18 protein-coding genes and 1 tRNA gene are annotated in these 20744 nt (G+C 65.5%); 10 read left to right on the top strand and 9 right to left on the bottom strand.

The features are described 5' to 3' along the window. Positions 1–60 precede the first annotated feature (60 nt). Positions 61–774, bottom strand: coding sequence for a sterol desaturase family protein (locus tag GTZ99_RS10480; RefSeq protein ID WP_161719191.1), 714 nt, complete (start codon positions 772–774; stop codon positions 61–63). Positions 775–898: 124 nt separating this feature from the next. On the opposite strand from GTZ99_RS10480, the gene GTZ99_RS10475 reads away from it, so the two are divergent. Next, positions 899–1072, top strand: a complete 174-nt coding sequence (locus GTZ99_RS10475) for a DUF1289 domain-containing protein (protein WP_161718644.1) — start codon at positions 899–901, stop codon at positions 1070–1072. Between the two features lie 9 nt (positions 1073–1081). Here the strand turns inward: GTZ99_RS10475 and GTZ99_RS10470 are convergent, their stop codons facing one another. Together GTZ99_RS10470 and GTZ99_RS10465 are read right to left on the bottom strand one after the other, a co-directional pair. After that, on the bottom strand, positions 1082–1579 hold the full coding sequence (locus GTZ99_RS10470; protein ID WP_161718642.1) for an MmcB family DNA repair protein: 498 nt from the start codon (positions 1577–1579) through the stop codon (positions 1082–1084). Between the two features lie 66 nt (positions 1580–1645). After that, positions 1646–2032: a hypothetical protein gene (locus tag GTZ99_RS10465; RefSeq protein ID WP_161718640.1), complete on the bottom strand. Its 387-nt coding sequence runs from the start codon at positions 2030–2032 to the stop codon at positions 1646–1648. 138 nt (positions 2033–2170) lie between these two features. Here GTZ99_RS10465 and GTZ99_RS10460 point away from each other — a divergent pair. Then, positions 2171–2247, top strand: a tRNA-Arg gene (locus GTZ99_RS10460). A gap of 229 nt (positions 2248–2476) precedes the next feature. Here the strand turns inward: GTZ99_RS10460 and GTZ99_RS10455 are convergent. Beyond that, on the bottom strand, positions 2477–3319 hold the full coding sequence (locus GTZ99_RS10455) for a 23S rRNA (adenine(2030)-N(6))-methyltransferase RlmJ (RefSeq protein ID WP_161718638.1): 843 nt from the start codon (positions 3317–3319) through the stop codon (positions 2477–2479). 605 nt (positions 3320–3924) lie between these two features. Here GTZ99_RS10455 and GTZ99_RS10450 point away from each other — a divergent pair. Together GTZ99_RS10450 and GTZ99_RS10445 are read left to right on the top strand one after the other, a co-directional pair. After that, a complete protein-coding gene (locus GTZ99_RS10450; protein WP_161718636.1) occupies positions 3925–4758 on the top strand; it encodes a diacylglycerol/lipid kinase family protein in 834 nt (277 codons plus the stop codon). 103 nt (positions 4759–4861) lie between these two features. Continuing rightward, positions 4862–5872 (top strand): phosphatase PAP2 family protein, encoded by a 1011-nt coding sequence (locus GTZ99_RS10445; protein WP_161718634.1) that lies wholly within the window; start codon positions 4862–4864, stop codon positions 5870–5872. Positions 5873–5891: 19 nt separating this feature from the next. On the opposite strand, the gene GTZ99_RS10440 is transcribed toward GTZ99_RS10445, so the two are convergent. Then, positions 5892–6491, bottom strand: a complete 600-nt coding sequence (locus tag GTZ99_RS10440) for a TetR/AcrR family transcriptional regulator (RefSeq protein ID WP_161718632.1) — start codon at positions 6489–6491, stop codon at positions 5892–5894. Positions 6492–6592: 101 nt separating this feature from the next. Here GTZ99_RS10440 and GTZ99_RS10435 point away from each other — a divergent pair, with 101 nt between their 5' ends. From GTZ99_RS10435 to GTZ99_RS10410, 6 genes are all read left to right on the top strand, one after another. Next, positions 6593–7972 carry an efflux transporter outer membrane subunit gene (locus GTZ99_RS10435; RefSeq protein ID WP_320076668.1) on the top strand — a complete coding sequence of 460 codons (1380 nt, stop codon included), beginning with the start codon at positions 6593–6595 and terminating at the stop codon, positions 7970–7972. A gap of 12 nt (positions 7973–7984) precedes the next feature. Continuing rightward, the gene (locus tag GTZ99_RS10430; protein WP_161718628.1) at positions 7985–9154 is read left to right on the top strand and encodes an HlyD family secretion protein; all 1170 of its coding nucleotides are present in this window, start codon (positions 7985–7987) and stop codon (positions 9152–9154) included. After that, entirely contained in the window at positions 9151–10680 is a 1530-nt protein-coding gene (locus GTZ99_RS10425; RefSeq protein ID WP_161718626.1) for a DHA2 family efflux MFS transporter permease subunit, read from the top strand. Before GTZ99_RS10430 ends, GTZ99_RS10425 begins: the two co-directional genes overlap by 4 nt. Before the next feature lie 82 nt (positions 10681–10762). Continuing rightward, a complete protein-coding gene (locus GTZ99_RS16815) occupies positions 10763–11518 on the top strand; it encodes an ImuA family protein (protein WP_161718624.1) in 756 nt (251 codons plus the stop codon). A gap of 7 nt (positions 11519–11525) precedes the next feature. Beyond that, entirely contained in the window at positions 11526–12956 is a 1431-nt protein-coding gene (locus GTZ99_RS10415; protein ID WP_227711306.1) for a Y-family DNA polymerase, read from the top strand. Then, entirely contained in the window at positions 12953–16144 is a 3192-nt protein-coding gene (locus GTZ99_RS10410; protein WP_161718620.1) for an error-prone DNA polymerase, read from the top strand. The genes GTZ99_RS10415 and GTZ99_RS10410 overlap by 4 nt, the downstream gene beginning before the upstream one ends. A 15-nt stretch (positions 16145–16159) precedes the next feature. Here GTZ99_RS10410 and GTZ99_RS10405 read toward each other — a convergent pair whose 3' ends face one another. From GTZ99_RS10405 to araD1, 4 genes are all read right to left on the bottom strand, one after another. Next, positions 16160–17155 (bottom strand): aldo/keto reductase, encoded by a 996-nt coding sequence (locus GTZ99_RS10405; protein ID WP_161718618.1) that lies wholly within the window; start codon positions 17153–17155, stop codon positions 16160–16162. 98 nt (positions 17156–17253) lie between these two features. Beyond that, positions 17254–18690: a methyl-accepting chemotaxis protein gene (locus GTZ99_RS10400; RefSeq protein ID WP_161718617.1), complete on the bottom strand. Its 1437-nt coding sequence runs from the start codon at positions 18688–18690 to the stop codon at positions 17254–17256. Between the two features lie 115 nt (positions 18691–18805). After that, positions 18806–19735 (bottom strand): Gfo/Idh/MocA family protein, encoded by a 930-nt coding sequence (locus GTZ99_RS10395; protein ID WP_161718615.1) that lies wholly within the window; start codon positions 19733–19735, stop codon positions 18806–18808. Between the two features lie 3 nt (positions 19736–19738). After that, positions 19739–20731 (bottom strand): AraD1 family protein, encoded by a 993-nt coding sequence (araD1, locus tag GTZ99_RS10390; RefSeq protein WP_161718613.1) that lies wholly within the window; start codon positions 20729–20731, stop codon positions 19739–19741. Positions 20732–20744: the final 13 nt, after the last annotated feature.

Raw genomic sequence — 20744 nt, 5'->3', positions numbered from 1 at the left:
GCCCCATGACAAGCCACGCGCGCCGGGATTATCGGCTGGCGAATGTCAGGACGGCGCGCTTCAGTCCAATCGTCCCAACCCTTTGTCTGTGCGGCACAACCGGTCCCAGAACCGGAAATACAACCCGTAATTGCACAGATACAGGTCATGGTGGCGCTGATGGTGGCTGGCGGTGATCAGCCAATTGCCCAGCCGCGAATGCACCACCCAGCGCGGAAACATCTCCCAGCCCATGTGGTTGGTCACGCCCATCACCGTCATCACCGTCAACACCACACCCAAGGCGCCAACATGAATCGGCACGACAAACACCAAGGCGGGGATGACCAGCGCCTGCGTCAATGCCTCGGTCGGGTGGAACGACATGGCGGCCCAAGCCGTGGGCGGGCGACTGGCGTGATGCACCGCATGGGCCACGCGGAAAACGGCCGGACGGTGCATCCAGCGGTGCGTCCAATAGAACCACGTATCATGTACGGCCAAATAGATCAGGATCGAGACCGGCCACCACCACAGCGGCATCGCCCCCGCATCGGTATAGATCCGCGTCCAGCCATGCGTTTTCCATCCCCAGGCGACGATCCCCGCCGGCAGGCCAAAGATCACGCAAGACACCAATGACCAGCCGATCTCCATCCGGATTTGGCGCGTCATCGGCCCATACAGCCCCGGCTTTTTCACATGGGTGGCCCAGGCAAAGCCGCCGCTGGCCAGCACATAGCGCAACGCCACAATCGCCGTCATGGCCAAAGCGGAAAGGATCGCGGCGATCAGGGTGGGCTGGTCCATGGCGCGATTATGGCGCGGCGCGGGGGCGGGCGCAAATGGACAAAAGGCCATCGCGCCTGATCAAAATGCACGCTTGCCGATAGGCTGATGCCGCGCCACACAGCGCGCGATGATCGACCCGCCATCCCCCTGCAACCGCGTATGCCGGATTGATACTGCCACCGGCTGGTGCATCGGTTGCCGCCGCAGCATGGACGAAATCGCCGCTTGGCCCACCATGGCCCCACAGGCCAAGGCCGAAGTGCTGGCGCGGATCCAGACCCGTCCGGCCTCCGCCCCTTAACGCACCTCCCTAACGCAACCCGGCCGTATCTCCCAGCACCGAGAGGCGCCGCATCGCCGCGCGAGCCAGCCGCTCCACCTCCACCTTGCGGCGGGCCGCGGCAAGGGGCTGCAACGGCGCGGGGCGCAGGATTTCCGCGTCATAGCCATCAGCCACGATCAACCCGCAACTGTCGGGGCGAAACGCCTCTGTCTGCATACAACTGTGGTCCAGATGCGCGGCCAGCCCCCAGAAAAACCGGTCGCAATGGTCCAGATAGTCGGTCCATTTGCCATCGCCCAACAGATCGGCGCGCGACACCTTGATCTCGACGATGATCACCTGCCCTTTGGCGTCCACCCCCATCAGATCGGCCCGCCGCCCATTGCGCAGCGGCATTTCAGGCAGGCACCAGATATCGTTGCGGGCAAACAGCCGCGAAATCCCGCGCGCCACCGCCGCCGCGTCAACGGCGCCGGGCGTCAGGGGATCAACCGGACAGGGCGAATCGGGCAGCAGAGCGTTCATGCCCCGCATCATAGGAACATAAAGAGAACTTGCAACCCGCCCAAAAGGGCGATTGCGGTCAGCCGTTCAGACGCGGTCGCAATTGTCGGCAGCCGGCGCGGCCAACATCACCAGTGCCTGACGCGCGGCGACAAATTCCTGCCACAACGCCAAGGCCGGGGCTTGCGCGCAAACCCCACGCGCATGCACCTCGAGCAAAGCCTTGAGCCCCGGTTCCATTACGGCAACCAGATCGCCGATCGTCTGGCTGATCAGCACCTGACGGCGCTGTGACGCGCCGGTCAACCCCGCCGGGATCTGCACACATTCATCCGCCTGCCGCGCCACGTTGGGCCCTGCCAAAGCGGCAATCGCGCTGGCCGCCTTGGCCAAGGCGCGCCACTGCGCCAACAGCGTCGCATCAGCCTGCGGAGCGGCAATCTGGGCGTGGAATTCGGGCGGCATGGCGTTCATGCTCTTGGTCCTAGCACACGGCCTCTTTCCAAAACCCTAAACCGGGCGAACGCAAGCCAATGCAAAGTTTTGCCGCAAAAGGATGTGAAAGGGGCTGGCACTGAACGCAAAGCGCTGCTAACCGGGCCAGCATCCAGCGCACCCGTAGCTCAGCTGGATAGAGTACTGCCCTCCGAAGGCAGGGGTCACAGGTTCGAATCCTGTCGGGTGCGCCAATCTTTTCAAACATTTCGCGTATCAAGACTCGCGCCGTACCGAATGGGTAGGGAAAAGCGGGCTCACCCCGATTGCGCGCCGCCCCAAGCCTGCCACCTTTCGCCGGTGACCGTAAATCGCACGCAATGATGGCCCTCAGTCACCTTTGATCAGCGGGCCGCGCGGACGCGATTGTGTTGTTGCAACCTGCGCCGCCGCCATGCCGACAATGGCAAAAAGCGCGCTGATCTATTTGCCCAACCAATCGGTTGTAATCTCGCCCCTATGCCCTTCGGGCGCCAGCGCGGCGCGCATGGCTTCCAGCAGGGGCGGCAGGGCCTGCGTGAAGGCATAGGGCGGATTGACGATGAACAGACCCGCACCATTATAGATGCCGGGCTGATCGCTGTCGTACAGCCAATGCTCCACGTTCAGGAATTTCGGAATGCCCAGCTTGCGCAACTGGTGCTTCCACTGGGCATGGGTGGAGCGCTCTTTCAGCGGATACCAGATCACGGTCACGCCATGCGCCCATTTGCGATGCGCCGCGGCAAGGGTGGCTGTGATCGTCGCGCGTTCGTCCGTCTGCTCATACGGCGGGTCGACCACCACCACACCGCGCGGCGTGCGGGGCGGCACCATCGCCAGCCAAAGCTCATAGGCGTCGCGCTGATGCACCGCCGCGGGCGTGCCGCGCATGACGCCGCGCAGGGTATAGGCGTCCTCGGGATGCTTTTCGTTCAGGATCAGGGCGTCCTGCGGGCGCAGCAACTGCGCCAGAACCTTGGGCGAGCCAGGATAGAGCTGTGGCCCCTCTCCGGCATCAGCCCCGACATTTACCGCCTGCACAGCGGCACGGTAATCGTCCAGCAAAGGGTCCCGATCGGCAAAGACCCGCAGCACACCTTGCGTGCACTCGCCGGTGCGCCCGGCTTCCTCACCGTTCAGGTCATACAGCCCGCAACCAGCATGGGTGTCGATCAGGGTCAGCGCGCTGTCTTTGTGCTGCAAAGCCCGCACAAGCGCGATCAGCAACCCGTGCTTCACAACATCGGCACTATTGCCAGCATGGAAGGAATGGCGATAATTCATTGCAATTCAAAAACCTGTCGATCTGCCCTTATACAGGCTGGCGGTCGCGCAAAGCCGCGCAAGTGGCGATGGAAAAAACCAATCCAGCCTCCATAGAGAATCGCAGGCAAAACGTTAAAGCACTTTTGCGCGCGGCCTCGAGCCCGCGTTAGCGAGCATCGCCAAAGGTGGAAAGACAGGGCCACAGATTGGCGGCAAACGCTGGCCCGGTAGCTGGAACCGTGGTTGAGCAGCCGATGCGATCGAACAGGCGCAAAAGGGCAACGGATGGACCCGATTCGCCCGCAAGCAGCGCATGTTTGCAAAATTGCCTGCGTGATTGCCCAAACCCGCCGCGCGCCAGATTTTCTGGAATTGCCCCCCGGAATGGGCGATCAAACTGAATTTGCAACGGATTGCATCTTGATGGACGGCCCCGCATTCGGCAAGCGGTAGTGGCAGCAAGGACCCGCCCGTTTTCCAAAGGTGGATATTCGGCAGCATCATGGCTACCACCGGCCCTCTTACCCCTAAACGAGCCTGCTTTGTCCGAATTCGCCCCCTTCTCCTCATCGTATGCGCCATCCCCCAGCGCCGACAATCCCCCCCTGCCCGGGTTGCGGATTGTGCTGGCCTTCAATCCCACGTCGGGCAGCTTTTGCCCCGACCTGCTGGCGCAATTGCGCAAGGCCCTGATGGCGCAGGGCCATGACGTGCGCGTGGAAAACAGCCGGACGTTTCGCATTTCGTCCGAAGACCGGGTGGATCTGATCTGCGCCTATGGCGGCGATGGCACAGCGCGCACGGTGATCGATCTGAACGGCGAAGCGGCCAGCAGGGCGGCCTATTGCACCTATCCTTCGGGCACGATCAACCTGCTGGCCAGAGAAGGGCGCTATCCGGCCAATCCCAGACGCTTTGCCGGGCTTGTCTCCACACGAAAGCCACAGCCCAGCCATTTCGGCCTGATCAATGATGAGGCCTTTTTGTGCTGTGCCTCGGTAGGGCCCGATGCCGAAGTCGTCGCGCGCGTCTCGCCTTGGCTGAAACGGCGGATCGGGCGGCTGGCTTATGGAGTGGCGGCGCTGGGCATGCTCTGGCGTTGGCCTCGGCACAGTTTCCGCTTCAAGGTGGACGGGCAAAGTGTCGAGGGCGAGGCGATGTTCGTGTGCAAGGGCCGGTTTTATGCCGGACCGTGGATGATCGACCGCCGGGCCAGCACGCGCAATGACAGCTTTCAGGTGCTGATCCTGCCCCGCGCCGGACGGCGCAATCTGCTGCGTCTGGCCTTGGCCGCGATTGTGCACCCCGCACTGGGCAGTCGGCTGTGGCACCGGCAAAGCGCCCGGACAATCACTGTCGATGCCGCGCCCGGCATTCCGATCCAGGCTGATGGCGACATTATCGCCGCAACACCGTCACATATTCACCTTGCACCTTTTCCCTTGAACTTTTTGTGACAAGCCAACAAGGACGCGCCAATCTTCGGGCGCCCCCACCCTCTGACCCAAGATAGCCCAGCCCTCGGATATTCAGGCTTTTGCCCCAAGAGAACGCCTACCCATGACCATACAACCCATTGGCCTTGTTGGGCAAACCCCTGAAACCCTGTCCTTGCGCCCAGACCGGCCAGGCATTCCGCTGCGCTGGCTGGCGATGGCCTTGATGGGCAGTGGTGCGGTCGTGGCCGGGTTGATGGTGCAAAACGGGCTGGGCATCAATTGGCGCGACGGGTCATTTGGGCTGTTTGTCGGGATCATCGCGGCGCTGGGGCTGGCCCGTTTCCTGACCCATCCAGGCCTGACGCCGGCACAACGCCGCACCCGCGATTTTTCCGAATATGCAATGCTGATGATCTGCGCCAGCGCCATCGGCGGGGTCGCTTCCTATGCCGCGGCCAGCGACACGCAGGGCTTTGTCGATCCCTTTCTGGCCGGACTTGACGCCAAACTGCATTTCAACTGGCTGACCTGGTATCAAACCGTCATCCACCACCCGATCCTGCAACATCTGGGCGCGGCGGCATATGGGTCGATCTATGTCTCGCCGGTCATTCTGCTGGGGGCGATCGCATGGTCGGGCAACCGATCGGCCGCGCAGCGCTTTTTGTTCACCTATTGGTTGGGCGCGGCGATGACGCTGGCACTGTTCCCGCTGTTTCCGGCCAAAGGCGCGCTGGAATATCTGTGGCATGGGCCGATCCCCTATATGCCCACCACCAACCTGTATCAGGGCAGCATCATCCCGGCCCTGCGCCAACACACATTCGGCGAAATCAATCTGGGCGCGCTGCGCGGACTGGTCTGCGCCCCCAGTTTTCACACCGTGTGTGCCACGCTGTATATCGTCACGGCATGGCCCATGCGGCGGCTGCGCTATGTGCTGGTGCCGCTGAATGTGGCGATGCTGCTGTCCACGCCGGTCGAAGGCACACATTACCTGTCGGACATGCTGATGGGCTTTGCTCTGGCGCTAACCGCCCTGATGCTGGAGCGCGCGCTGTCGGCCTATTTCTGCACACCGCGGCGCGAGACGGGCACATTGACCTGCCGGGCATCCGGCCAGCCGCGATGACGCCTGTGTGCAGCGCCCCTTATTGCTGCACGGCATAGGCCCGCAAGAAGGTGTCGACCGCCCGCTCGGCGGCTTCCTCCAGCGGCAATTCGGGTTCGGCGCCATATAGCAACGGCTGGATATAGCCTGCCTCCAGCATGCCGCGCAGTTGCAGTGCGGCGGGCATCGCCTCGGTCTGGCGCAACAGGCCGCGCGCCATCACCTGCGCGATATATTGCGCCACCTCGCGCCAGCCCTTTTGCGGGCCCAGCCGGTACAATGCCTTGCCCAACTCGCCCTCGCCGCCATTAGCGATGCAGGTGCGCACACAGTTCAACCCTTCGGGGCGGCTGAGGAAATGCAGATAGGCCCGCGCGAACCGTCCCAGCACCAGCGGCACATCCGCCTCGTCCGGGTCCAGCAGGCCCAGCATCTTGTGCCCCTCCTCCTGCATGGCGTCGACCATCGCCTCGGCAAACAGCTCCTCTTTCGAGGCAAAGTAACTGTAGAGCGTCGCCTTGGACCCGCCCGCACGGGCGGAAATCTGGGCCATGCTGACCCGGTCAAAGCCGATGTCGCGAAACAGCTGGATCGCGGCATCCAATATGCAGCGCCTGCGGCTGTCGCATTTTACCCGCATGCTCTCCACTCCTTTTCTAAACCGAACTGTACAGTTTTTGCTTGACGGCGCAAGGGGAATGGATAACTGAACCGTTCAGTATGGTTTTAAAGGTGATCCGCGTGAGTCGTCCCCCCATTGGCCGCGCCGTGCTGGCAGGCATGCTTTTGATGCTGCCCCCGCCCGTGGCGGCCCAAACCGCGCCTGCCGCCATACCTGCCGCCGCGACCGCCACTTGGCCCGCCGACCAGTGGTGGACAGGCTATGCCGATCCGCAACTGGCCGCGCTGATTACCGAAGGGTTGAAGGGCGCGACCGACCTGCGCGTAGCCGATGCCCGCTATCGCGCCGCCGCTGCCCAAGGCAGCGCCGCCCATGCCGATCTGTTTCCCACGCTGGGCGCATCAGGATCGGCTGGCTACGCCAAGCAAAGCTATAACTATCTGTTCCCCGCCGCCTTTGCGCCCAAGGGCTGGCTGCAAACCGGCCAGGTGGGGCTGAATCTGGATTGGCAGATCGATTTCTGGGGCCGCAACCGCGCCGCCTTGGCCGCCGCCCGCGCCGATCAGGCCGCCGCCGGAGCCGAAGCGGCCGCCGCGCGTCTGGCGGTCTCGACGGGGATCGCGGCCGCCTATGCCGACATGGCCGCGCTATATGCCGAACAGGACGCTGCCCAAGACGCGGTCAAGGTGCGCGCGGCCACGCTGGACCTGATCACCCGCCGTCAGGCCGAAGGGCTGGAAAACACCGGAGCAGTCGCCCGTGCCCGCGCGGGTCTGGCCAGCGCCCGCGCCGAACAGGCCGCCATTGCCGAACTGATCGAACTGGCCCGCAACCGTCTGGCCGCGTTGATCGGCGCCGGGCCAGAGCGGGGGCAGGCGATCACCCGCCCCGCCGTCAGCGTGACCGCGCCCGCCGATCTGCCTGCCAATCTACCCGCTGATCTGGTGGGACGCCGTCCCGACATTGCCGCCGCCCGCGCCCGCGCGCTGGCCGCATCGGCCCGCATCCGTGTGGCCAAGGCTGCTTTCTATCCCAACGTCAACCTGTCGGCGATGGTGGGGCTACAGGCGCTGGGGCTGGACCGGGTGTTCAACGCGGGATCAGACATGGGCTCGGTCGGGCCGGCGATTACCCTGCCGATTTTTGACGCGGGCCGCCTGACCGCGCGCAAACATGGCGCGCAGGCCGAATATGACGCGGCCGTCGCCCAATATGACGGCGCGCTGATCAACGCCCTGCGCGAAGTGGCCGATGCCACCGCCAGCCGCCGGGCGCTCTCCACCCGTCTGGCCGAGACACAGGCCGCACAGGCCGCCGCACAGGCCGCCTATACTGTGGCCAGCAACCGCTATCGCGGCGGACTGGCGACCTATCTGGATGTGTTGACCGCACAAGACGCGCTGATCGCCGCGCGCCGCGCCACCGCCACTCTTCAGACCCGTGCCTTTGCCCTGGATGTCGCGCTGATCCGCGCGCTGGGCGGCGGCTATCGCGCATAAAGGACACCCCCGATGTCAAGCACCCCGCAATCCAAGATCGCCCTGATCCACGCCGAGGAAGCCGCCGCACAGGAAGCCGCGCAGGACTCCGCCCGCGCCGACAAGCGCAAGGGGCTGTTCCTGCGCTTTGGTCTGGGCGTAGCGGTCGCGGCGCTGGCCTATGGCGGCTATGACTATTTTGTCGCCAGCCGCCATGTCGAAACCGACAACGCCTATGTCGGGGCCGATGTGGCGCAAATCAGCGCCCAGATCAGCGCGCCGGTGCAACAGGTTCTGGTGCAAGACACCGCCACGGTGCGCGCGGGCGATGTGCTTATCCGGCTGGAGGATACCGATGCCCGTCTGGCGCTGGCCCGCGCACAGGCCGATCTGGCGCTGACTTTGCGGCGGGTGCGCGGGTTGTCCGCCACCGACATGGGGCTGGGCGCGCAAGTGGCCGCCCGCGCCGCCGATCAGGCCCGCGCCGATGCCGCATTGATCGCCGCGCGGGCTGACGCGGATCGCGCCGCCATCGACCTGAAACGGCGGGAAGCGCTGGCCGCTTCTGGTTCCGTTTCAGGCGAGGAATTGAGCAGCGCCCGCAATGCCGCCGCCACCGCACAGGCCAATCTGCGCAGCGCGCAGGCCGCCGTGGCGCTGGCCGCCGCCAACCGCGACGCCGCCGCCGGCACGCGTGAAGCCAACCGCGTGTTGATCGATGGCACCGCGCCTGACACTCACCCCGAAGTGCTGGCCGCCCGCGCCGCGCTGGAACAGGCCCGCGTCAATCTGGAGCGCACCGTGATCCGCGCGCCATTTGATGGCGTGGTGACGCGCCGCACCGCGCAGGTGGGCCAACGCGCCGAACCGGGCAAGGCGCTGATGGTGGTCGTTCCCGTGCAGACCGCCTATGTCGATGCCAATTTCAAGGAAGTGCAACTGACCAAGGTACGCGCCGGGCAAAAGGTGACGCTGACCAGCGACCTGTATGGTTCGGGCGTGGTCTATCACGGGACCGTGGTGGGCTTTTCGGGCGGGACGGGGGCGGCCTTTGCCGTGGTCCCGGCACAGAATGCCACCGGCAACTGGATCAAGGTGGTGCAGCGCCTGCCGGTGCGCATCGCGCTGGAGCCAAAGGAACTGGCCGCCCACCCCTTGCGCGTTGGCCTGTCGATGACGGCTGATATCGATATCGCCCGATGAGCACTGGCCAAACCGCACCGCTGAGCGGCGCGCGGCTGGTGCTGGCCGCAGCCCTGATCGGGATGGGCAATCTGCTGGTGGTGCTCGACACCACGATCGCCAATGTCTCGGTGCCGACGATTGCCGGGTCGCTGGGCGTGTCGGCATCACAAGGGACGTGGGTGATCACCTCCTATGCCGTGGCCGAGGCGATCACCGTGCCGCTGACCGGATGGCTGGCCAACCGGTTTGGCGCGCAACGGGTGTTTCTGGCCTGCTACTTTGCCTTTGGCGTATTCTCGCTGCTGTGCGGGCTGTCGACCTCGCTGGGGATGCTGGTGGGGTTCCGCGTCGTGCTGGGCCTGTGCGGCGGGCCGATCATGCCATTGGCCCAAACGCTGTTGATGCGCCTGTTGCCGCCCGAAAAGCAGACATTGGGCACGGTGATGTGGGCCATGACCACGCTGATCGGGCCGATCATCGGCCCGGTGCTGGGCGGGACATTGTGCGACACGGTGGGCTGGTCGTGGATCTTTTTCATCGGCGTGCCGGCGGCGCTGGGCGGCGGGCTGTTGTTGATGACGCTGTTGCGCGGCCAACCCGATCCCACGCAAAGCGCGCGCATCGACACGGTGGGGCTGGGGTTGCTGATCGTCTGGGTCGGCGCTTTGCAGATCCTGCTGGACGAAGGGCGCCAGCATGACTGGTTCGCCTCGACCGAGATGTGCGTGCTGGCGGTGGTGGCCGCGCTGGGCTTTGGCGCGTTCCTGATCTGGGAACTGACCGAAAAGCACCCCATCGTCGATCTGCGGGTGTTCCGCCATCGCGGCTTTGCGGCGGCGGCGGGGACCTATTCGCTGGGCTTTGCCGCGTTTTTTGCCAGCATCGTGATCCTGCCTTTGTGGCTGCAACAGAACCTGGGCTATACGGCGACTTGGGCGGGCTATGCCACCGGGCTGATGGGCGTGTTCGCCGTGCTGTCAGCCCCCATCGTGGGCAAAATGGCCGAAACCGTCGATCCGCGCCGGTTGATCAGCATCGGCATTCTGGGGTTGGCGGGCGTCACGGCATGGCGCACATGGTTTTCGACTGACGTCACCTTTTGGCAGATGGCCATTCCCACGCTGTTGACGGGGCCGTGCATGGTTCTGTTCTTTGTGCCGGTCACGGGTCTGGCGATGGCCACTGTCGCCCCGGGCGAGGAAGCCACCGCAGCCGGCCTGTCCAATTTTGCCCGGACGCTGGCGGGGGCGTTTGCGACCTCGATCGTGCAGACACAATGGGCCAATGACGCCAGTGCCAACCAGACCGAGATCGCTGGCGCCATGGCCCGTCAAGGCACCGCCACGATTGAGGCCATGCAGGATGGCGGGTTCAGCCATGAAGGCGCGGTGGGGATGCTGGACGCGCTGGTGCAGGGGCAGAGCGTGATGCTGGCCAGCATCCATGTCTTTGCCGAGATTGCCGCGCTGTTTGTGCTGGCCGCCGCAGTGATCTGGCTGGCGCCCAAGCCCAAGGGGCCAATCGACACCAGCGGCGCGCATTGATCGCATCGCCCCCTGTTGCCGCCGTGGATGGGGCGCAACGGGGGGCTTGATCCGCTCCGGGGTTGGAACATAATATGAACATATGCGAATCGCCCCATCCCCCACCCCCGATTCTCCCGCCCCTTGGGCCAGCGGCGTTGCGCCTTTGGATGCGGCGCTACATGGCGGTATGGCGCGCGGCTGCGTGCATGAGGTGTATGCCGCTGATGCTGCTGATGTGGCGGCGGCCACCGGCTTTGCCCTGGGTGTGGCGACGGGGTTTTGCGCGCCTGCGGGCGGGCTGTTGTGGTTGCGCACACGGCGGGCGGTACGCGGCGCGGGCGTGTTGCAGGCCCCAGGCTGGGCCGAGATGGGCGGCATGCCCGGCCCGGCGCTGGTGGGCGTGGTGGGCGATGACTTGGCGCTGTTGCGCGCGGCGGTCGATGGTCTGCGCTGTGCGGCACTGAGCGCGGTGGTGGTGGAAAGCTGGGGCGCGATGAAGGCGCTGGACCTGACCGCCAGCCGCCGTCTGGTGCTGGCGGCGGAGCGTTCGGGCGTGCCGCTGTTGCTGTTGCGCAGCGATGCTTCCCCCGTGCCCAGCGCCGCGCGCACCCGCTGGCAGGTGGCCGCCGCCACCTCGGCCGGGCTGGAGGCGCGGGCGCCGGGCGCGCCAACCTTTGACGTAACCTTGCTGCGCCAGCGGTCTGGCCCTTGCGGACAAAGCTGGCGGGTGGAGTGGGATCGTGACCAACGCATGTTCCGGGAGGCGCCGCTATCTGGCGCTGTGGTTTCCGTTCCTGCCGACCGACCGGCTGCACAGCCACCTGTCCCCCTGTTCCCCCAACGCCACGCCGCCTGACGCGCCCATGGCGCTGGTGGAACGGATGCGCGGCGCCTTGCGGCTAAGCGCGGTGAATGCGGCCGCGCTGGCGATGGGCATCGCACCGGGGATGGCGCTGGCCGATGCGCGGGCATTGTTGCCCGACCTGTACGTGGCCGACGCCGATCCGGCCGGTGACGCGCATGGGCTGGCGCAACTGGCACAGCGCTGTCTGGAATGGTCGCCACTGGTGACGCCGCTGCCGCCCGATGTCATCACGCTGGACATCACCGGGACCGATCACCTGTTTGGAGGCGAGGCCGCGCTGAGCGCGCAGGTCGAGGACGCCTTTGCCGCGCTGGGGCTGACGCTGCGCCACGCGCTGGCCACCACGCCAGAGGCGGCGCAGGCGCTGGCCCGGCACGCCACCACGCCCGCCCCCGATGAGCGCGCCGCCATCGCCCGCCTGCCCGTCACCGCGCTGGGACTGGACTCAGAGGCCACGCTGGCGCTGCAACGGGCGGGGCTGACCGATATCGGCGCCTTGCTGACGCGCCCCATGGCCAGCATCGCCGCCCGCTTTGGCGCCGATGCCGTTACTGCCCTGCGCCGGTTGAGTGGTGAGGCGCAGGCCCCCATCGCCGCGTTGGCCCCCGTTGCGCCCTTGCGCTTTACCCGGCGTTTTGCCGAGCCCATAGGCCTGCAGAGCACCATCGCGGCCAGCTTTGCCGCGCTGTTGCATCAGGCCGCCGCGGTGCTGATGGCGCGTGATCTGGGCGGGCGCGCCTTTGTCCTGACGCTGTATCGCAGCGATGGCGCCCGCCACCGCCTGATGATCGAAACCGGCCAGCCCACCCGCGATCCCGCGCTGGTGCTGCGCCTGTTCGATGAACGCATCGCTGCGCTGGCTGATCCGCTGGACCCCGGCTTTGGCTATGACCAGATCCGGCTGAGCGTGCCGCACACCGAACCCTTGCGCGCGGTCCAGCCCGATCTGGATGGGGCGGGGCAGGCCTCCGACGCGCTGGCCGAACTGATCGACCGGCTCAGCACGCGGCTGGGGCCGGACGCTCTGCGCCGCCTGGTGCCCTATGACAGCCACCTGCCCGAACAGGCCCAGCGCGCCATTCCGGCACAGGGCAACACCCCCGCCCCTTGGCCCGCGCCACCCGCCGCCGAACCGCCGCTGCGCCCGCTGTTCCTGTTCGATCCGCCCCAGCCGGTAGAGGTGATCGCCGAGGTGCCAGATGGCCCCCCGCAACGTTTCCGTTGGCGCCGCCAATTGCACGAGGTGCGCCTGTTCGAAGGCCCCGAGCGCATCGCCGCGCCATGGTGGCTGCATGGCGACGCACCGGGCCTGACGCGCGACTATTACCGGATCGAGGACAAGGCGGGCCGCCGTTACTGGATCTTTCGCCACGGGCTGTATGAGGAAAAGCCCGACCCGCGCTGGTACATCCACGGGCAATTCGCATGACCACGCCGCCCTTTGCCGAGCTGATCGCGGCCAGCAATTACAGTTTCCTGCGCGGGGCATCGCACCCGGCCGAACTGGTCGCGCGGGCGCATCATCTGGGGATGGCGGGGCTGGGGCTGGCCGATCGCAACAGCGTGGCGGGCGTGGTGCGCGCCCATGCCGCGTGGAAGGCCATCGGGCGCGAGGCCAGCGGATTGCGGCTGGTGGTGGGCGCGCGGCTGGTATTTGCCGATGGCAGTGACGACATCATCGCCTATCCCGCGACGCGATATGGCTGGGGGCGGCTGACGCGGCTGCTGACTTTGGGCAATCGCCGCGCCACCAAAGGCGACTGCACGCTGTATCTGGCCGATCTGTTGGCGCATGCGCAGGATCTGTTGCTGATCGCCACGGGGCGGGACCGCGCGGTGCTGGATGCCCTGCGCGAGGCCTGCCCTGACCGGGTGTGGATGGCCGCCACCATGCACCGCAGCGGAACCGATGCGCGCCGTCTGGCACAAGCGCAGGCTTTGTCCAATGCCACCGGCGTGCCACTGGTCGCCAGCAATGACGCGCTGTATGCCGCGCCGGACGCGCGGCCCTTGCACGATATCCTGACCTGTATCCGCACCGGCACCACCATCCATGCCGCCGGGCGCGCTTTGGCCGCCAATGCCGAGCGGCATCTGAAAGCCCCCGCCGAAATGGCCCGCCTGTTCCGCGCCTGCCCACAGGCGGTGGCGGCCACCGGCGACCTGCTGGGGCGCATCAGCTTTACGCTGGACGAATTGCGGTACGAATACCCGCATGAGGCGGTGCCTGATGGCTGGCAGCCGCAGGACTGGCTGGAGCATCTGGTGGCCGAGGGCGGACGGGCGCGTTTCCCCATGGGCCTGCCGCTGGACTATCAAGCGGTATTGGATCAGGAATTCGGCCTGATCCGGCGGATGAATTACGCCTATTACTTTCTGACGGTATACGACATCGTCCGCTACGCCCGCCAACTGGACCCGCCAATCCTGTGTCAGGGGCGGGGCAGCGCGGCCAATTCGCTGGTATGCTATTTCCTGGGCATCACCCCGATCGACCCGGTGCAGAACAAGCTGTTGTTCAGCCGCTTCCTGTCCGAGGCGCGTGACGAACCACCCGACATCGACGTGGATTTCGAGCATGAGCGCCGCGAGGAGGTGATGCAGTACATCTATGCCCGCTATGGCCGCGACCGGGCGGGGATTGCCGCCACCGTGATCCACTATCGCCCGCGCAGCACCCTGCGCGAAGTGGGCAAGGCGATGGGGTTGAGCGAGGATGTGACCAACCGCCTGTCCTCCACCATCTGGGGCAGTTGGGGGCATGATCTGCCCGATGCGCGGGTGGAACAGGCGGGCTTTTCGCTGGCCAATCCGGTGATCGCGCAGGTCAAGGCGCTGACCGATCAACTTCTGGGTCATCCCCGGCATTTGTCGCAACACGTCGGCGGCTTTGTCCTGACGCAGGGCCGGCTGGACGAAATGGTGCCGATCCATAACGCCGCCATGCCGGACCGCACCTTTATCGAATGGGACAAGGACGACATCGAGGCCTTGGGCCTGATGAAGGTGGATGTGCTGGCACTGGGGATGCTGACCTGTATCCGCCGCAGTTTCGATCTGATGCGCGGCGCGGGGCTGGCCGACATGACGCTGGCCACCGTCCCGCGAGAGGATCCGGCAGTGTACCGGATGCTGGCAACAGGCGATTCCATCGGCACGTTTCAGGTGGAAAGCCGGGCGCAGATCGCCATGTTGCCCCGGATGAAGCCGATGTGCCTGTATGATCTGGTGATTCAGGTGGCGATTGTGCGGCCGGGGCCGATTCAGGGCGGCATGGTTCACCCCTATTTGCGCCGCCGCAATGGTGAGGAAGCGGTGGCCTATCCCAGCCCGGCGTTGCGCGATCTGCTGGGGCGCACCTTGGGCGTGCCACTGTTTCAGGAACAGGCGATGAAACTGGCCATCGTCGCGGCCGGCTATAGCGATGCCGAGGCCGACCGCCTGCGGCGCGACATGGCCGCGTTCCGCCGCAATGGCCAGATCGAGGAGAACCACCGCAACCGTTTCCTCTCCGGCATGGTCGAGCGCGGCTATGCGCATGATTTTGCCGAACGCTGTTTTGAACAGATCAAGGGCTTTGGCGATTACGGCTTTCCCGAGAGCCACGCGCAGGCTTTTGCATGGTTGTCCTATGTCTCGTCATGGCTGAAATGCCGCCACCCGGCGGTGTTCACCGCCGCGCTGCTGAACAGCCAGCCGATGGGGTTTTACGCGCCAGCGCAATTGGTGCGCGACCTACAGGAACACGGGGTCGAAGTGCGCCCCGTCGATGTCAACGCCAGCGCGTGGGACTGCTCGCTGGAGCGCGACGGGGCGGGCGCATTGGCGCTGCGGCTGGGTTTTTCCCGGCTGGATGGGTTTCGTGCGGAATGGGCGGCCGCGATCACCGCCGCCCGCGCGGCCCACGGCCCCTTTGCCCATGCCGAAGCATTGGCCGCCCGCGCCAACCTGCCACCGCAAGCCTTGCGCAAACTGGCAGATGCCGATGCGTTTGGCTCGCTGGGCCATGGCCGCCGCGATGCCTTGTGGGAAGTGCGCCGCCTGCCGCCGCGCCAATTGCCGCTGTTTGCCGCCAGTGACGCCCCCGAATTGGGCGCAGAGCCTGACGCCGCCCTGCCCGCCATGCCCCCGGCAGAAGAGGTGGTGGCCGATTACCAGACTTTGCGCCTCTCGCTAAAGGGGCATCCGTTGCAATTCCTGCGCGAACGCCTGAACGATCAGGGCATCGTCAGTTGCGCGCAGGCCCAGGCCATGCCCGATGGCCGCCCGGTGCGCGTGGCAGGCGTGGTGCTGACCCGTCAGCGGCCGGGCAAAGGCAACGCCGTGTTCATCACCATCGAGGACGAGACCGGCATCGCCAACGCCCTGTTATGGGCGCGCGACATGGAGGCTCAGCGCCGCGCCGTGATGGCCGCCCGCCTGATGCTGATCGAGGGCAGCATCCAGCGCAGCAAGGAAGGCGTGGTGCATGTCATGGCCCGCCGCATCATTGATCGCACCGATCTGTTGGGCCAATTGAGCGAGACGGATGCAGCTCCCTCCAGCCGCATCCGCCCACCCTTGCGCAGTCACCCGCGCAATGTCCGTATCCTGCCAAAATCGCGCGATTTCCATTAGGCAGGCACAGGCCGGTTACAGCCCGGTCATAGCCTCGGACGCCGGGGTATAGCGCGCGCCGTGGATCTCGATCGCGGCCAGCCGCGCGGCAATATCGGCCAGATCCTGATCGTTCAGCACCACCTGCGCCGCGCCCAGATTTTCCTCCAGCCGGTGCAGCTTGGTCGTGCCGGGGATGGGCACGATCCACGGCCGCTGCGCCAACAGCCAGGCCAGCGCGATCTGTGCCGGGGTGGCGTTGTGGCGCGTGGCAATCTCGCGCAGGGCATCAACCAGCGCCAGATTGGCCGCCATCGCATCGGCCTGAAACCGGGGCAGCGAGGCGCGGAAATCCCCCGCGCTGACGTCATCGGCGCTGGTCATCGCGCCTGTCAGGAACCCCTTGCCCAGCGGCGAATAGGGCACCAACCCAATCCCCAGCTCGCCACAGGCCTCCAGAATGCCGTTGGTTTCGACCTGCCGCGTCCACAGCGAATATTCGTTCTGCACCATGGCCACAGGCTGCACCGCATGGGCGCGGCGCAGAGTGGCGGCGCTCGGCTCGCTCATGCCGAAATGGCGCACCTTGCCCTGCGCGATCAGGTCGCGCACCGTGCCGGCCACATCCTCGATCGGCACCTTGGGATCGACGCGGTGCTGATAGAACACGTCCAGCGTCTCCACCTGCAACCGCTTCAGGCTGGCCTCGGCCACGGCGCGGATGCGTTCGGGGCGGCTGCACACGCCCTGCATCGCGCCGGTGTCAGGATCGATGGCAAAGCCGAACTTGGTGGCGATCGTCACCTGCCCCTTGAACGGCGCCAGCGCCTCGCCCACGTGGCGTTCATTGACCCATGGCCCATACACTTCGGCCGTGTCGAAAAAGGTGACGCCGCGTTCCACGGCTGCGCGGATCATGGCGATGCCATCTTCCTTGGCCAGCGTGTTCGCATAGCCAAAGTCCAGCCCCATGCAGCCATAGCCGATGGCCGAAACGGTGGGGCCATGGCGGCCCAATTGGCGGGTAATCATGCTGCGCACTCCTGTCGTCTGACGTTGGTGCCGATATAGCCCGCCGCGCGGTCGTCGATTAGCCGTTTAATCCGGCATGAACCTGTGAAACACCATCATCAATCCGCCGCAAAGGCGCAACGCAGCGCCCCCCAATGGCGGCCCTGCACGGTGATCGGACAGGACACATGCTTCATCAGCACGAATTTGCCGCCGCCCATGTCCCGGCGATAGATCTGCAACAGGAATGGATCACGGCTGCGCGCCGATGACAGCCCCACCTTGTCCGCATACTGACGGCGGTTGCGGCTGTGGGCGGTGTTCCACACCGGGTCATGCCCCTGCGGCTGGGAATAGATCCGGTTGTGCGTGGCTATATAACCGTTGCGATCGGTGGTCGCGGCAAAGACAATCCGCCGGTCCAGTTCCAGCAGCGGTTCCTGTATTGCAGGCAGGGTGGCATCGGTGAAATCGGTATGGCGCGCCATGTGCTGGACCGGGTTGGTGCCGTGGATCGGGTGATAGGCCTCGTCAAACAATTCGCCCAGACTGATGCGCCCCGACGCCACGCCCTGTTCAAAGGCGGCGTTGATCCGTGCGGCGGCGGCCATGGTCGCCTCGAGGATGGCGGTGTCCTGCGTCTTTACCTCGGCGCGGGCGATGGTCCACAGCAACACCTCGGCCACATCCGACAGATCGTTCAACCCTTGCGATGCCTCGCCAATCTCGGTCGAGGTGGCGATCAGCGCGTTGCTGACATGGTTGATCGTCTCGGTCAGGCCGTTGAAGGCGCGCTCGTGCTCTTCGGTCACGGCGATGACATGGCCCGACTGTTCCCGGATCTCGTGCAGATTGGCGGCGGCGCGGTTGGTGATCTCGATGATGGTGCCGGTCTCTGCCTCGACGGCTGTGGCAACCTTGATGTTGTTCTCACCCTGCGTGATCAGTTCGCGCGCGCTGGAGGTCACCTGGTTCAGCGTCTTGTCGATCTCCTGCGTCGCGTTCTGGGTCTTGTTGGCCAGCATGCGCACCTCATGCGCGACCACGGCAAAGCCCTTGCCGGCATCACCCGCCCGCGCCGCCTCAATCGCGGCGTTCAGCGCCAGCAGGTTGGTCTGCATCGCGATCGAGCGGATGTCGTTCGATATCTTGGAGGCTTCGCCCAACGAGGATTGTAGCGCCGACAGCAAGGTCGAGGCATCGCGCACCGCGCCGGCCAATTGCTGCGTCTGGGCCAGCGAAGTGGCGATCTTGGTGCTCGTCGTGTCCAGATGGTCGGCCGCGCTGGCGATGGTGCCAACGATCTGGCGCATCTCTTCGGTCAGGGCCGATGTTTCGCGGGTAAAGGCGGCGGTGGCGTGCTTCAACTGCCCGGCCGCGTCGCTGCCGCTGCGGCTTTCCTGCGCGATATGTTCGGCATTGCCGACGATATCGCTCAACCGGATCGCCAAATGGCTGATGTGACCATAGATGTCGCTGGCAAGACGCGCGAAATCATCACCATGCGAGACATGGTCTCCATGGCCAAAGGCATCTGTGGCAAATTGCGTGGCCATGCGGCGTATCCTTGCGCCCGCTGCGGATCAGGGCGCAAGGATATGGTTAATCCCGCTAAACCTCGGTCAAAACCGACATCAGAATAGATACCTAATGCCCCGGCAGCGCGGAACGCTATTCCACAAATGGCTCGACCAACCGCCGCTGCCCCAGCAAAAAGGCATCCGCCACATGGCGCAGCGGCGCCACATCCACATCGCTGATGCCATCGGCGATCAGTCGGGCAAAGCGGGCATATAGCGCCGCATATTCGCGATCAGGTCCTTCGTGCAAGGCGTGGGGCAGAACCAGCCGGGCATGCCCAATCGCCACCGACAGCCGCAGCGTGCCGTCATCGGTCTCGACCGTGATGTCCCAAGTCGGCGCGCCGGTTTCCCGCCAATCCATGTTCATGGACATCTGCGTGCCCGACACATCGGTAAAGGCCACATCGGCGGCAATCGGCGCATCGCGGTTGGCGGGCACATACAGCACCGCCTGCGTCGCGTGAAAGGGTTGCGGCAGAATATGTGTGGCAATCGACAAGGCATTGATGCCCGGATCAAACACGCCCAGACCGCCCGCCTGCCAAATCCATTCCTGCCCCGGATGCCATTCGCGCACATCCTCGCGCCAGACGATGCGCACCGCGCGGATCTGGCGCTCGGCCAACCACGCCTTGGCCAGATCGACCCCTGCGGCATAGCGCGAATGCCACGAGGCAAACAGCGTGCGTCCACGCGCATCGGCGATGGCGCGCAATGTCTCGACCTCGGCCAGCGTGGCGCCGGGCGGCTTTTCCAGAAAGACGTGCAGGCCATGGTGCAAGGCCTGCACCGCCAGCGCATGGCGCACCTGCGGCGGGGTGCACAGCGCCACCGCATCCACCGCGATGCCCGATGCCATCAGCGCGTCCAGCGTGGCAAACCACGGCACGTCCAATTCAGGATCATGGTGGCTGACCGCCGCCACCAGATCAAAGTCCGGATTGCCCGCGATGGCCGGCAAATGCTGATCGCGGGCAATCTTGCCCACGCCGATCAGCGCAAAACGAATGGCCCCCATGTCTTACAGCGCCTTGACCAGGACAGGATCGGCAGCGGCCCGTTCCAGCCGGTTGCGCAGCGGCAGGGCAAAGGGCGCGGCGGCGATTTCGAATACATCGCCCGGCTGCGTGCGCACGTCATCGGAAAACGACAGCGTGGCCGTGCCAAAGAAATGCACATGCACATCGCCTGCGCGCCGGAACAGGCCATATTTGAAATGGTGCTGTTCCAGATTGGCGATGGCGTGCGACATGTTGGCCTCGCCCGACAGGAACGGCTTTTCCCAGATCACCGCGCCATCGCGCCGGATCAGACAGGTGCCGCGCACATCGTCGGGCACGGCATCAATCAACAGTTCCGCCCCCAAAGCCGCAGGGCGCAGCTTGGAATGGGCCAGCCACAGGTAATTGTGGCGCTCGGTCACATGGTCGGAAAACTCGTTCGCCAGCGCCAGCCCCAGACGATACGGCGTGCCATCCGGCCCGATCAGATAGACCCCGGCCAGTTCCGGCTCCTCGCCGCCATCCTGCGCGAAATCGGGCATGACCAACGCCTGCTCGGGCCCGACCATCTGTGAACCATCGCCCTTGTAAAACCATTCGGGCTGCTGGCCGGTCTGTCCGGGGGCAGGCTTGCCGCCCTCCACGCCTTCCAGAAACATGCGCATGGAATCGGTCAACTGCTCGCCCGCTGCGGCTGCCGCATGCATCTTGTTGCGCCCCTCGGCCGAGCCAAGATGCGTCAGCCCCGTGCCCGTCATCCACAGATGCGCCGGATCATCATGATCAATCGGGGCCAGCAACCGCCCCGCTGCCAGTTCAGCGGCAATATCCACCGCCGCGCCCTTGCCGGCGACCTCGGCCTCGGCCGCCAACGCACGGCCCGCCGCAATTGCCCGCAACGCCAGTTCGCGGGTGGAGGCCACGCCGTTCAGGAACCACGCCTGATCGCCATCAGCCAGAATGACAGAACGCGCGCCATCATCGGCGCGATGTTGCAACAGGCGCAAGGCCATGGAAAATTCTCCT

The organism is Novosphingobium ovatum (assembly GCF_009909235.1).
Taxonomy (GTDB): Bacteria; Pseudomonadota; Alphaproteobacteria; order Sphingomonadales; family Sphingomonadaceae; genus Novosphingobium; species Novosphingobium ovatum.
This window is presented reverse-complemented; position numbering and strand designations above follow the sequence as displayed.

Excerpts from the sequence above, each read along its gene's own strand:
- GTZ99_RS16815 (WP_161718624.1), top strand. The coding sequence starts at position 10,763 with ATGCGAATCGCCCCATCCCCCACCCCCGATTCTCCCGCCCCTTGGGCC.
- GTZ99_RS10465 (WP_161718640.1), bottom strand. The coding sequence starts at position 2,032 with ATGAACGCCATGCCGCCCGAATTCCACGCCCAGATTGCCGCTCCGCAG.
- GTZ99_RS10395 (WP_161718615.1), bottom strand. The coding sequence starts at position 19,735 with ATGGGGGCCATTCGTTTTGCGCTGATCGGCGTGGGCAAGATTGCCCGC.
- GTZ99_RS10400 (WP_161718617.1), bottom strand. The coding sequence starts at position 18,690 with ATGGCCACGCAATTTGCCACAGATGCCTTTGGCCATGGAGACCATGTC.
- GTZ99_RS10475 (WP_161718644.1), top strand. The coding sequence starts at position 899 with ATGATCGACCCGCCATCCCCCTGCAACCGCGTATGCCGGATTGATACT.
- GTZ99_RS10415 (WP_227711306.1), top strand. The coding sequence starts at position 11,526 with ATGGCGCTGGTGGAACGGATGCGCGGCGCCTTGCGGCTAAGCGCGGTG.
- GTZ99_RS10410 (WP_161718620.1), top strand. The coding sequence starts at position 12,953 with ATGACCACGCCGCCCTTTGCCGAGCTGATCGCGGCCAGCAATTACAGT.
- GTZ99_RS10405 (WP_161718618.1), bottom strand. The coding sequence starts at position 17,155 with ATGATTACCCGCCAATTGGGCCGCCATGGCCCCACCGTTTCGGCCATC.
- araD1 (WP_161718613.1), bottom strand. The coding sequence starts at position 20,731 with ATGGCCTTGCGCCTGTTGCAACATCGCGCCGATGATGGCGCGCGTTCT.
- GTZ99_RS10445 (WP_161718634.1), top strand. The coding sequence starts at position 4,862 with ATGACCATACAACCCATTGGCCTTGTTGGGCAAACCCCTGAAACCCTG.
- GTZ99_RS10455 (WP_161718638.1), bottom strand. The coding sequence starts at position 3,319 with ATGAATTATCGCCATTCCTTCCATGCTGGCAATAGTGCCGATGTTGTG.
- GTZ99_RS10470 (WP_161718642.1), bottom strand. The coding sequence starts at position 1,579 with ATGAACGCTCTGCTGCCCGATTCGCCCTGTCCGGTTGATCCCCTGACG.
- GTZ99_RS10430 (WP_161718628.1), top strand. The coding sequence starts at position 7,985 with ATGTCAAGCACCCCGCAATCCAAGATCGCCCTGATCCACGCCGAGGAA.
- GTZ99_RS10440 (WP_161718632.1), bottom strand. The coding sequence starts at position 6,491 with ATGCGGGTAAAATGCGACAGCCGCAGGCGCTGCATATTGGATGCCGCG.
- GTZ99_RS10425 (WP_161718626.1), top strand. The coding sequence starts at position 9,151 with ATGAGCACTGGCCAAACCGCACCGCTGAGCGGCGCGCGGCTGGTGCTG.